The sequence below is a fragment of the Bacteroides sp. 3_1_13 genome, from assembly GCF_001185845.1.
Taxonomy (GTDB): domain Bacteria; phylum Bacteroidota; class Bacteroidia; order Bacteroidales; family Bacteroidaceae; genus Bacteroides; species Bacteroides xylanisolvens.
Genome location: NZ_KQ236955.1, coordinates 2,302,442 through 2,315,625, shown reverse-complemented (window position 1 = coordinate 2,315,625; position 13,184 = coordinate 2,302,442). Strand labels below are relative to the sequence as shown.

Genomic DNA, 13,184 nt, shown 5'->3' with positions numbered 1-13,184 from the left:
TCTTTTTTAGTTTTTCTTTTATTTATGATCTCTGTTTCTTTTCTTCTTTATTCTTTCCTTCTTCCAAATATTCACTGATATCCTGCCGTAGCCAATCATAATGGAAGAGTCTTTTGTAGGCTACATTCTTCTTGAGCATGATTTCTACGTTCACCTGGCTGTTCTGATAACAAGTCAGTTCGTTTCTGAATTGCTCATTGTGTTCGGCCAGCCGCTTGATTTCCTGTTCCCGTTCACGACGCAATACGGTGCAGACTGGAATCAGTAGTTTCATTACCACATTATCCATCACATGGTGTCCCTGCATATACAAGTAAGTAGTTTCCGGCACCAAGCCCAGCTCTTTAAATTCAGTCCGCAATCCATTCACCTGATTGATGTTATGGGGGAATTTCTTTTTCAACTCTGCCAACTTCTGATTAACCCGTTGTTGAAGGGATTCCAAGCTCTTTTCCGGATGCCGGAGATTAATCTCGCGCAAAGAAGTATAAGTATGGAAATCGTACATGGGGAAAGTATAAGTATCCCGTTGGCGATAGAACCATACGTTCCAGAGGAAAAGCGGATACACAATTTCGGAGTACTTCTTCAGGTAGAAGTTGAAATCTAAAATGGAACGGTCATTCAACGTAGCCTGCACACATACTTCGTGAAGGCTTTCGGCAAAACAATGATAGTTTTCAATAGCATAGGTATAAGTTTGGAAAATATACCTGTTCCGGTTGATTTTACGGGAGGTATTGGTAGCTCCCTGCAACAGGAAGTCATAGTCACTGTCCACACAGGCAATCAGACTTCTCCCCAGTTCGGCTGTATTCAGCGTGTTCATGAGTACCATCTTTTTTCCTTTTGCCAGGGAGGTGGCCGAAGGAAGCATCACTTGGAAATAGTGTTCGTCGTCTTCAAACTCTTCAAGCAATGTGCGCCAGAAAGCGATGTCGTCATAGCTTTCTACGTAAGCGATGATACGTCGGCGGGCTTTCTTCGGATAAAGCTTATGGGCGGCATTGAAATAAGAAGAAGTCAGATTATCTCGTAGTGAAGTTGCCATTTGTTCTATTACAGGTTACGAATTACAAATTACAGTTGGAAGAATCCTTGTCGAGCTTGTGCCCTACGGTGGTAGATATATCGCTTACTTCTGTCACGGCATCCAGCCAGCCTTCCATAATGACGGCAGGCGAATGGGTAGTCAGGATAATCTGCACATTCGGATTCAGTTCACGTATCATAGCAATCAGTTTCTGCTGCCATTCTATATGAAGGGAGGCTTCCGGTTCATCCATAAACAATACACAATGGCTGTTGTCCTGCACGAGTACGGTCAGTAGGATAACCAGCATTTGCTTTTCACCGGACGACAGTTTATAAGGGAATAATAGTTCGCCATCCTGATAGAAAGCGATATCGTTCCGTTTCCTGTCTATCTTTTTGCGTGTATAGCTAAATAGTTCGTCAATCATATCCTGAAAACGACGTTTGGCTACAGATAATGTAGCTGCTTTACGACGCTCTTCTTCATCAATACTGGAAAGCATTTCAATCATCTTATTACCAATGTTGACCTGATAATCGAGGTAACGGCGTTGCAAGAGATAAAGCTGCCAGTCCAGTTCAGACTTTACATTCTTGTCGGCCATGCGGGCTGTGAAGTCACCCATAATCAGGGGACGGTCGTAGCTCCGGATGACGTCATAAGGAATATAGGTTGCCTGGGGATTGTCGAAAAAGAGACGCACACCGTTCTTCTCGTCACTTTTCATTTCACCGGAAAGTTCTTCGAGGTATCCCACCGAACGGTTCAGAATGGTAGTCTTCCCCACTCCGTTGATGCCGGAGAGGATGTTCACATCGGGACGCAAATCCCATCCTATATTAAAGCGTTCCCATAGTCCGTGTATCTCGATACGACGGATATAATTGGCTTGTTGTTCCATAATATTCAAGTTTAATCAAGGCAAATATAAACAAATCATACGATAAAAGACTACCTTTGCAACCGTTTTCTCTATTTGATTGTTAATGATATCAGAGATATGGTAAAATAAATAGTATCAACATGGACAAAAGTAAGAACCTGTATGGTCATTTGTTTGCGCTTACAGCAAACGTTATGTGGGGATTAATGTCTCCCATCGGTAAGTCGGCTCTTCAAGAGTTTTCCCCGATTTCTGTTACTACATTCCGCATGGTAGGGGCAGCAGCCGCTTTCTGGATCCTTTCTATATTTTGCAAACAGGAACATGTGAACCATCAGGATATGCTGAAAATCTTCTTTGCTTCACTGTTTGCGCTAGTATTCAATCAAGGAGTGTTCATCTTCGGGCTTTCTATGACTTCTCCTATTGATGCTTCTATCGTAACTACCACTCTACCGATTGTAACAATGGTTGTAGCAGCTATCTATTTAAAAGAACCGGTGACAAATAAAAAAGTACTGGGAATTTTTATAGGTGCTATGGGAGCGCTCATTCTCATTATGAGTAGCCAGGCAGGAAGCAACGGAAATGGAAGCCTGATTGGTGACTTGCTTTGTCTCGTTGCACAAATCAGTTTCTCCATATACCTGACTGTATTCAAAGGATTGTCTCAACGATATTCGGCAGTAACGATTAATAAATGGATGTTCATATATGCTTCAATGTGTTACATTCCGTTCTCCTATTATGATATTTCTACGATTCAATGGACTTCTGTTTCCACTGTCGCCATTCTACAGGTACTTTATGTCGTATTAGGAGGTAGTTTCCTCGCGTATCTCTGCATTATGACTGCCCAGAGGCTGCTCCGTCCTACGGTAGTCAGTATGTACAATTATATGCAACCGATCGTGGCTACGATTGCAGCAATCGCGATGGGTATCGGAAGTTTCGGCTGGGAGAAAGGGATCGCTATCGCACTTGTATTCCTGGGAGTATATATTGTGACTCAAAGTAAATCGAGAGCTGATCTTGAAAAAGCAGAAAAGCCTCATTTCAAATCCTCAAAATAAGTATCGAGCAGACTTCTTGCAGCTATAAACGAAGTCAGGTTGCCTTTCAATACCTGCTGTTCTTTTTCTAAGAGCATCGCTTCAATCTTCGGATTATGATAAAAGCTGTCACGAAGTTGTTCATTGATGCTTTCATACATCCAGTATTTACTTTGTTCGTTGCGGCGATATTCAAAATAGCCGTTTTCTTTCACGAAGTCAATGTATTCGTAAATCATATCCCAGACCTCCTTCACTCCCAGGTTATAAAAACCGGAGTAAGTCAATACTTTGGGAATCCATCCGGATTCAGGCGCAGGAAACAGATGTAATGCATTACGGAATTGAGTGGCAGCCAACTTGGCACGTTCCAGATTATCTCCATCGGCCTTATTGATAACGATACCATCCGCCATCTCCATAATACCACGCTTAATCCCTTGCAGTTCATCGCCCGTACCGGACAACTGAATCAACAGGAAGAAATCAACCATCGAGTGAACAGCCGTTTCGCTCTGTCCCACTCCTACGGTCTCCACAAAAATCTTATCGAATCCGGCAGCTTCACAAAGAATAATCGTCTCACGTGTTTTGCGTGCCACTCCTCCCAAAGAACCAGCTGACGGACTAGGGCGGATGAACGATTTAGGATGTACGGAAAGCTGCTCCATACGGGTTTTATCTCCTAAGATACTGCCTTTACTACGCTCACTACTAGGGTCGATGGCCAATACCGCCAGTTTGCCTCCCTTTTCGAGCACGTGCAGACCGAATACATCTATGGATGTACTCTTTCCCGCACCGGGAACGCCGCTGATACCAATCCGGATCGAATTACCGGAAAATGGCAGACACTTCTCTATGATTTCCTGTGAGACAGCCTGATGTTCAGGCTTTACGCTTTCCACCAATGTCACAGCCTGACTCAATATGGTGACATCACCTTTTACGATACCTTCTACAAACTCTGCTACTGAAAGTTGGCGTTTCTTAGGTTTCCGCTTTAAGTAGGGATTCACAGATGAGGGTTGCTCAATGCCTTTATTGACAACAAGCCCCTTATATTCTTCACTATTTTCAGGATGTTCCATAATCATAGGATTTAGCGTTTGATATTGATTTCAACTTTCGGGCGTAACGGATCATTTGTTATCATCAGGATACGTAAATGATGCTTCTTATTACCTACGTCACGCTTACGAATAGTTACTTTGAGCTTCGTCATTCCATCCGGAGGAAGGACCGTCTTCTTCAGGCTCACTCCTACCGACGAATTGAATACCTGCAACTTACTGATGACTAACGGAGTCTTTCCGGAATTGGCTATCAATATATCATGGCTTACCTTATTCTTCTTTATCAACGGGATACTAAGATCAATATCCGTTTCCGAAATGTGCATGGCAGGAGCGTTCAAAGAATCTTTTTCCGTCATACGAGAGAAGTCGGGAAGAAGAATGGCCGAAACCGGTATTTCATTATCTTCGCTCACCTTATCACCGGAGAAACGGGAAAGGTAGACAGAAGTCTGTGTCAATCCGTAATCTTTTAGCTGGCTCGCATCCAGCGTCAGTTTGATAGTTCCTTTCTTGCCTTTCAACAAGACTTTGGGTTCCGCTTCCATTTTCAAATAAGGAGGCAGATGCATCAATACCGGTTCGTAAGGACGATCAGAAAGATTGGCGATATCAAAGGTCAATGAAGGCTGCTGTCCGCGATAGACATCGGGGAAAGCAAACTCATCACGATCTAAACGAATATTTCCAATTGTATAAGGAAGTAGCTTTGTATAATCTTTTATTTCCTGCACTACTTCACCGGTAAACTTCAGATAGACCAAGCTCGGACTGGCATTACTATATATTCCTATCGACTTCTCAAAATGTCCTAACGCTTTTGCGTCAAAAGAAGCTTTTACTACTCCTTTTCCTCCCGGGGCAATCGGTTCTTTGGTCCAGTCGGCCACGGCACAGGCACAAGAGGTTGTGACGTTGGTCAGTACCAATGGCTGGTTTCCCGTGTTAGTGATGGTATATTCCACTGTCACCGGACGTTTCCACTCAATTTGTCCGAAGTTATGTGTCTCTTTATTTGAAGAGATACGAGGTTGGGCAACGGCTGCCAAAGCGACAGTAAGTAAAGATAATATAGATAGTAAACTACGTTTCATGCGATATTTTTTATTTTGGTGCACAAATGTAGGGGTTTTAGATGAGTTTTTCACCACAGATTACACAGATTAACACAGATTGACGAAAGAGGATAATTCTCTCCATCAAGAGGTATCAAATAGATTCAGGCACGGATTACGCCTATTTTACGGTTTCAGTTTATCTAATGAACCGTAAAATCGGCATAATGCGTGCCTGAATATTTCTCTTACAAATGTCCTGCGTTACTCTTTAACAGCTACCGTCATCGAAGCAGAATGTGAAGCATATTCAGGTGCGTATGCACATTGCATGGTTGCCAGACCTGTTTCGTAAGTTCCTGCACGGCTGACACGGTAACTATATTCCAATACATAGACTCCTTTTCCTAAATGATCGAAGAAGAAATTGGTCGATGCATCTTTGATGTCTACGTAATAGCCCAGTCCGTTGTTCCAACGATAACCGGAAATGCTGCCGATCGGTTCGAAGCAAGCTCCCCGCTGATCTTTCAACTGCACAAAGTCCATCGGACGGTCTACACGGATGCTCAAACGGGAAACGACTTTATCACCTACCTGAAGAACAGTTTTCGCTGTTATAGGCTGCAATTGAGGGACATTATTTACCATACGTTCCACATACAATTGTTTCTCTACATTCAACTCACCACGCTGTTGTTTCACATCACTGATGGGGGATTCAAATTCTGCATACACAGCTCCCCAGGCAATACCCGGATTTCTCTTTTCCACTTCAATCTTGCGGGCATCCACCACACTCTTCTGTGTGAAAGAACGTTTGATATATCCCAATCCGGGAACAGTCGTTTTACTTGGAGCAACCGTTTCCAGCACTTCATTAGCAATCACAATCCGTACATCTCCCTGATTGTCGAGTAGGTTAATACCTTTCATCAGCAACGCAAATACCGCGTCGGCAGTAGTTACCGGAGAGTTCCATTGTTGTGTTTGTTTTTGCTTCAACAGCCAAAGTTTCATTTCTTCCACGGTATCGCTGCTACCGCCTATCGCCTCCAATGCTTCCATCACATCTACGTGAGCCTGCATCTGCATTCCGCCCCATGTATACGGATTCTCGTTGAAAGCAAAGAACATCCCCTGTTCATCCGTCTTGGTCAAGAATTCTTTCAGAGAAGCGACAAACTCCTGTGCCTCTTTCTTGCGTCCGGCTTTATCAAGTACAATAGCGGCAATCGCTTTCGTATCCATCGAAGAAGAAGAAAGTAATTCTCCTACCTTAGAAAGATAATAGGTATAAGCAGCTTTATTGGCAGCAGGCACCTGCTCTCCGGAAATAGCGATGAGATACAAATATTGCAGAATACTGCCCGAAACACCGGTAAATTTCACTCCTTCTTTCTGTGCTTTCAAGATTTCCTTATATTCGTCTAAAGCTGATTGATGAAGGTAAGTGAAAGCATTTTGTTGTAAGGAGAGAGCTGTACCTGTTAATTTCTCACCTGTCAACATAGCCAGACGGGCATTCAGTTCGGCGATATAGGCAGTGACATATCGGCTGCCGGTCATTCCTTTATACCAAGACCATGCACCACTTGCGTTCTGCAACTCCTGCAATCGGGTCAAAGCCGCTATATTATTGCTACGGATATTGTTCAAGTCAAACAAAGTGGCGATACGTTCTTTCTGTTGCTCTTCCGTTTGCGCTTCGAGCACCCAGGGAGATTCGGACAGAATGATGTTCTTCACTTCCTGATTCTTTTGCAGATTGCTCAAGAAGGTTTCTTTCGTACCTCCCTGCAATTTCCAACTTTCAAACACTGCTTTGATCTTCGGCTGACTGTTCATAATGAACGAAGCCAAGGTATTTGCATAATATGCCGTAGCCCAGGAGATCGCATTATTGCTTGTAGGAAGACTCAAAGAAGGCAATGCCTGAATAGCATACCAGGCCGGATTTCCTGTAAACTCGACAGTCAGTTTACGGTCGGTTGCCGTTTTACTTTGTTGGTTGAACAGGCGGTCGAGTGAGAAAGTACGGGTTTCTTCTCCACGTACAGGCATTGGAAGTGTCTCTACCAAATGCTCTTTATTGCTAAGCACCGGAAGCAACTGTTGTTCTCCATCGCTGAAAGTACCGCTGTCGGCTATCATCCGGCATCCCAATATTTCGTATTTATCACTGACGGTAAACTGGAAGCTCACGCCAATCGTCTTTCCGGCAACAAGGCTGAATTTCTGTTTTTGTGTACTGATTACTTTCTCCGTCATCGGATCGAAAAGAATCAGAGTTACTGTTCCGGCTTGCGGCTTACCAGTCATATTAGAGATAGAAGCTGTAAGAGAAGTCTTATCTCCCACACGTACAAAGCGGGGAAGATTAGGAGTCAGCATAAATTCCTTACTCGTGGTAGCTTCACCATCCAATGTTCCCATCAGCATCCCTTTCGTATGAGAATATCCACGGAAGTTCCAACGCGTCAGACTTTCGGGCATCGTGAAAGAGAACGAGATTTCTCCCTGTTCATTGGTACGAAGTTGCGGATAGAAGAAGGCCGTTTCTGCAAGATTCGTACGCAGGTCGGCAGGAGCTTCGGAGAGCATTTCACTTCCGGACGTTTCATCAAGTTTACCAAGTGCTCCCGTTTGGCCCCATCCAGACTCAAATTCCACATCTTCAGAAGCTTCGGAGACTAAAGCCGGTACATATTTCACTTCCGCCGCATTGCTCCGACTTGTAACACTTCCTGTCATCGACACCTTTCTCTGAACCGCCAGACCTCTAACCACCACTCCATCAGCCAAAGACTCCGACAATGCATATACATTTCCTACACCAGAAGACATCACGAAATAATCATACGCCAATCCCGGCACTGTAAGGCTTTTCGTATTCCACCAGTAATTAAATGAATTATTGCCGGAATATCCGCTCATCCAATTAGAATACGGAACAATCTGATTATAGAAGATTTGGAAATTCTGCTGACGGTTCCATATCTTATCCAGTGAAGCATCATACATCGTTGCCAGCATCTCCGCATTAGCGGCTTGTCCTTGTGGCGTTTTAATCGTCAGTTTCCATTCTTCCTTCTGTCCGGGACGCAACTTATCGCGGAACACTTCCCACTTCATAGTCAATGTCTTATCCGGCACACGTCTGGTCAGCCGGGCATGTTCCTGATAAACCTGTCCATCTCTTACCATACAGAAATTCACAAACACACCGTCACCATAACTCTCCTGATATGGATATTCGAAGCGAACAATCGTATCAGACAAGTTCAACGTCTTACTTTCCAGCAGTTTATCACCGGAGAATACATTCATCATCACATAAGTATCCTTTTTCGACGTACCGAAGCAGAATACAGCCGGATGAGTCGCATCAAATTCCATATTTTCTCCATAGAACCAAACCGTCGTTTCAACAGGCGGACGTTTGTCCTCAATGGAGAAAAGAATCGTGTTAGTATCAGTAGTCACTTCCTTGCCCTGATTATCTTTCACCGATGCTTTCAACATATATGGTCCCGACGGCAGATTCTTCCAGTCGAGCGTTATTTCTTCGTTAGAAGTAAAAGTTCCCGTTGCAATCGGTTTCTCTTCCAGTTGTTTGAAATCCTCGTCTTTGGCAGGATACAAGTAATAATTTCCTTTCACTTCCACAGGTTGTCCATTCAGGTTTTGCACGTTAAACATCGTGTCGAATGGTTTATCCTTACAAGTCTTATCATGCAATTCCACCTGCAAAACCAACGAACGATTTCCGGCCGAAATGACATCCGTAGAAGATTGTGTTTCACCCGCCACATTGGTAACAGTAGCTTCAATGGAATAGCGATAATATACTTTATCATCATTCTTATAAGAGTCACTTTCCTGCAGGCGGACCGGTATCGTAAATTCTCCGTTCTCATTGGCCGTCACTTCACCGGAAGCAATCTGTACCGATTCCGCAAAGCGCCAAAGGCTGTATGTAGAACGCATCACCTTATATTTTACCGGAAGATCCTGAAGCAATACACCGCTATAAGATGCTATCTTGCCTTTCACCTGCACTTCATCTCCCAACTTGTAACTTCCCTGTTGCTTTTCAAAAGTGATGTCAAATGTCGGACGTTTATAATCTTCCACGCGGATACTTGTACGGCCTCTTCCTGCCTTCAACGAGAACATTCCGTTCAGGCAAGCTGAAGGCAACGCGAAATCAGTGGCAAACGAGCCGAACTCATTGGTGCGTACCGACTTCTGCCCTACTTCCTGATTATTTGCATCCAATAAAGTAACCATATATTCCTTGTTCGGAAGCACATCCGCCGTATCTGATTTTTGAGAATAGGCAATCCCTTTCACATACACCGTTTGTCCGGGACGATACAAAGAACGGTCAGTCAATAAAGTCATATTTTCCGCCACTTTATCTTCGTCACCGTAATATCCGTAACTTCCTGCATAGATACCTTGCTTCGGCATCGCTGTATCCATACCCTTGGAAGCTTTCAAATAGCGGTATTCAGATTTCCAGGGAAATACCACCTTACCATCTTTGTCCGTCGTAAATTCCTGCAATACTTTTTCATCGTTACTATACATCGTAACTTTCGCATTCGAAATAGGATGTCCCGTCTGTCCGTCCAACGTCACCACTTGATATTGTTTTTCCGGCAGACGACAAGTCAACACCTTGAAACGTGTTACATCAAACTTGCTTTCACTGTCTCTCTTCGCACGAATATCCGGTATGATACGCATTACGTAAGCTCCAAGTTCAGGAGCTTTGAACGTAAACACCGTGTCCTGTGTCCGGTAATCTTCCGGACGAATTACAGAGTAATGTTGTTCTTTTATCAGTTTCTTCGCCTGATAAATCCGGACGGTGAAGCCATCCAGATTCTTATGTGAGGCTCTTAGTTCTATCTCTTCGTTCGGGAAAGCCTGATCTGCTGCATAGACATTCAAATAAGGAGCCAATATCTCTTCCCGAAGATTTTTCAGAGCATTGATTCTGTCATACCCCGGATAAAGACGAATCGCCTCATCGCAAAGCTGCAATGCATTAACCTGCTGTTGCTTTTCAATAGCATAACGGGCTTGTGCCAGGTACACTTCAGCACATATCGGTTCCGAAGCATATTTACTTTTCAATGTATTCAATGCTTTCAGGTAAGTGTCATCCGTCAATACCAAAGCCTCTCCCTTTGCTTGAAGAGGTCGGATATACCGTTCCGCTCCCCGTCTCCATTCCAAATAGTTAAGTGCGGTCAACACATAACCTTCTTTCAATCCGGCTGCTTTATAAGCAGAAAGCATATTTCCGTAAATAGCTATTATATCCTGTTTCACCGGATTTACGGCGTTCGTTTCAGTATACCCGCTACCTAGTTTTTCCACTTGCAACAGAGCATCAATTCCACGGGAAGCCAATAGATGATAGAGGTCATGGTGATAATATTCACTCGTTTTCCCCAGTTCTACGAAAGGGATATAGTCGCGTGAAGAAGTTTTGAGCAGTAACACAGAGTCAGCCAAGGCTTCTTTCACATTTGTCCGCACTTTTTCTACAAACATATTGGCGGTCCACTCGCGTATATCCGCAGAAGGCGTTTGGCCTACGATTTCCGTCCGTTGGCGAAGTTGCCACTGGTTGTTGGCAGCATAATTTGCATAAATTCCGGCTATCAGAGAATGCAAAATAGCACGATCCATTGGTTGGTCGGTTTGTTTCACCCACTGTTCCAGTCCTTTCAGACCGGCATAAAGACTATCCGGATTCAACATTTCCCGGTATTTCATCCGCCACGCGTATGCTTTGAGCATCTGCGGAGAGTTTTTCTCTTTTTCCCCTTTCTGATAAATCTCATCAGTCAGTTTTATCACTGTCTTAGGCAAGCTCTTTTTCTCTGCTTGCTCCACTTCTTTCCATAATTTGTCGAAAGTCTGTGCCTGCACCGCCGGAATCACTCCCAACCATAGTAGCACCATCATACAAATCTGCTTTACTTTCATAATCTTTCTAGTTTAAGTTCGCTATAAGTCTCACTCTATAAATAACAAAGTAAAGAAATAAAGTTTAAAGATTTGTACTTTTTAGCTTAAAAAAAACTTTTATCAAAATATCAGCTCTGCACTGTATCCAACATTAGCTTATTAGCAAATTCACTCTGGAATAAAATAAAAAACGATCACCCGGTGAGTTATTTAGTTAGATAGTTCATCTTTTTACGTAAAATACTCTGATATGGTCTACAATGAAGCTGCTTGCATATTCTGCTTCCTCTTCATCTGTCTTACAATCAGGCATATCTCTCCAAAACTTGCCGTCGTAAATACGTGGTTGTTGGGATATGTAAACGTCAAACGAGATAACAGGTATGTTTTTATTCTTTAGTGCTGCATAATAATAAGGATATTCGTAATGGACTATTGTGAAACTCTTAATATAGCTTTTCCCTTCTGGATCTATATATGGACTCGTATCATTAGAATAGAAGATATTTATCGGCAAATCTTTTTTATAATATTTGAGCACCTCTCCGAGTGGTTTTCCTTTAAAATAACCCGATTTGCGTTCAAAGTTTGTTTTGAGAAAACGAAGTGTATCAGTACCAAATTCGGACAAGGGGTGATACACATATGCTGTTGCATTCTCTTGTGCGTATGACATGAGACAACAGATGTAAAATAGCAGAGTAAAGATGTTTTTTCTTATGACTATTTGCATTTTATGGTAATGACTGCATGTATTCAATCGGATTTGTAATCCGATGATGCGTGGTATATTGGGATTACAAATCCAATGAAAAATGCTTATTCTCGTAGATAGAACACTTTGATGTGGTCTACTATGAGTTCTCTTGCATATTCAGCCTCTTCATCATCTGTTTCACAATCGGGCATATCTCTCCAAAACAGATAGTCATCGATACGTGGTAGTTGAGATATGTAAACTTCAAATTCGATTACTGGAGTACCTTTACTTTTTAATGCATAATGGTAATATATAGGATCATAATGAGCCACCGTGAGGCTTTTAATATAGCTTTTTCCATCAGGGTCGATGTATGGACTTGTTCCATTAGTAAAAAAAACATTCACAGGAAGGTCTCTTCTATAATATTTGAGAACTTCTCCCAAAGGTTTTCCTTTAAAATAATCCGATTTGCGTTCAAAGTTTGTTTTGAGAAAGCGTAACGTGTCCGTTCCAAATTCGGACAAAGGATGATACACATATGCTGTTGCATTCTCTTGTGCGTATGACATGAGGCAACAGATGGTAAATAACAGGGTAAAGATGTTCTTTTTCATGACTATTGGCATTTGTATGGGGTTATACCTTGAATGTTTTGATTGATTGGAACACTTAATTTCTTGTAGTGCTCTTCTTGAATAGGTATAATGAAACATCCTTCTATTGTTTCTTGTTGGGTGTAAGGTACTGCATAAAACATTCCATATTGAGAAGATGAAGATATAACTGTGTGCTCGAAAGAGATAACGTTTTCTACTGATTGTTCTTTCATTTGTTCGTAAATAAGAGGTTGTCGTTGCATCTGCTGTAACAACTGAATTGCAATTGGATTTTGTAATCTTGATGAAATTAAATCAATTTCGTCACCAATGTTACTCATGCTTTCTGTACACATCGTACACAATATAACAATGCAGAATAAGTTTAAAAAGTGATAGGTGTTTTTCATATTCTTCTAATTAAATAGTAAATATTTATTTTTTTGTTGATTAGACAGATGTTGAATCCAAATTTATAATATTTTGTTTAAAAAGAAAAGTATTCGGCGGCTTATTTCTAAATTTTATTATGATAGACTTGAAATATGCTTCAACAGTAATGTTCATATCAATTCGGATTTGAATAGATATTAGATGCATCGGAATTTTATTTACTCTAGTAACAAAGAAAAAACGCTTAGTAGTAGAGTTCTATCTGACACCCGGGTCTCAATGGTACTGACACCCGGGTGTTGGCATACCTGAGACCCGGGTGTCATAGATGCTGAGACCCGGGTCTCAGATAGATTGTTTATACAGTGGAGAAAAATCTAAACTATATTATTTAATTTC

9 protein-coding genes are annotated in these 13,184 nt (G+C 42.2%); 1 reads left to right on the top strand and 8 read right to left on the bottom strand.

Annotation, left to right across the window (positions count from 1 at the left end; translation table 11 throughout):
• Positions 1-22: 22 nt before the first annotated feature.
• Positions 23-1,051 (bottom strand): DUF4435 domain-containing protein, encoded by a 1,029-nt coding sequence (locus tag HMPREF9009_RS08340; protein WP_049701887.1) that lies wholly within the window; start codon positions 1,049-1,051, stop codon positions 23-25.
• A gap of 22 nt (positions 1,052-1,073) precedes the next feature.
• Positions 1,074-1,937: an AAA family ATPase gene (locus HMPREF9009_RS08335; protein WP_032843051.1), complete on the bottom strand. Its 864-nt coding sequence runs from the start codon at positions 1,935-1,937 to the stop codon at positions 1,074-1,076.
• 122 nt (positions 1,938-2,059) lie between these two features.
• Here HMPREF9009_RS08335 and HMPREF9009_RS08330 point away from each other — a divergent pair, with 122 nt between their 5' ends.
• Entirely contained in the window at positions 2,060-2,992 is a 933-nt protein-coding gene (locus tag HMPREF9009_RS08330; protein ID WP_049701886.1) for a DMT family transporter, read from the top strand.
• On the opposite strand, the gene meaB is transcribed toward HMPREF9009_RS08330, so the two are convergent.
• The 6 genes from meaB to HMPREF9009_RS08300 form a co-directional block, all read right to left on the bottom strand.
• Positions 2,971-4,062, bottom strand: a complete 1,092-nt coding sequence (meaB, locus tag HMPREF9009_RS08325; RefSeq protein ID WP_004320987.1) for a methylmalonyl Co-A mutase-associated GTPase MeaB — start codon at positions 4,060-4,062, stop codon at positions 2,971-2,973. The two genes, HMPREF9009_RS08330 and meaB, sit on opposite strands and share 22 nt — an antisense overlap.
• Positions 4,063-4,073: 11 nt before the next feature.
• Positions 4,074-5,141 carry a DUF1573 domain-containing protein gene (locus HMPREF9009_RS08320; RefSeq protein ID WP_004301426.1) on the bottom strand — a complete coding sequence of 356 codons (1,068 nt, stop codon included), beginning with the start codon at positions 5,139-5,141 and terminating at the stop codon, positions 4,074-4,076.
• 225 nt (positions 5,142-5,366) lie between these two features.
• Complete coding sequence (locus HMPREF9009_RS08315) at positions 5,367-11,111, bottom strand: alpha-2-macroglobulin family protein (RefSeq protein WP_049701885.1); 5,745 nt, start codon at positions 11,109-11,111, stop codon at positions 5,367-5,369.
• A 205-nt stretch (positions 11,112-11,316) separates the two neighbouring features.
• Positions 11,317-11,769, bottom strand: a complete 453-nt coding sequence (locus HMPREF9009_RS08310; RefSeq protein WP_049701884.1) for a hypothetical protein — start codon at positions 11,767-11,769, stop codon at positions 11,317-11,319.
• Between the two features lie 143 nt (positions 11,770-11,912).
• Positions 11,913-12,410: a hypothetical protein gene (locus HMPREF9009_RS08305; protein WP_049701883.1), complete on the bottom strand. Its 498-nt coding sequence runs from the start codon at positions 12,408-12,410 to the stop codon at positions 11,913-11,915.
• Between the two features lie 2 nt (positions 12,411-12,412).
• Positions 12,413-12,733, bottom strand: a complete 321-nt coding sequence (locus HMPREF9009_RS08300) for a hypothetical protein (RefSeq protein WP_151921898.1) — start codon at positions 12,731-12,733, stop codon at positions 12,413-12,415.
• Positions 12,734-13,184: the final 451 nt, after the last annotated feature.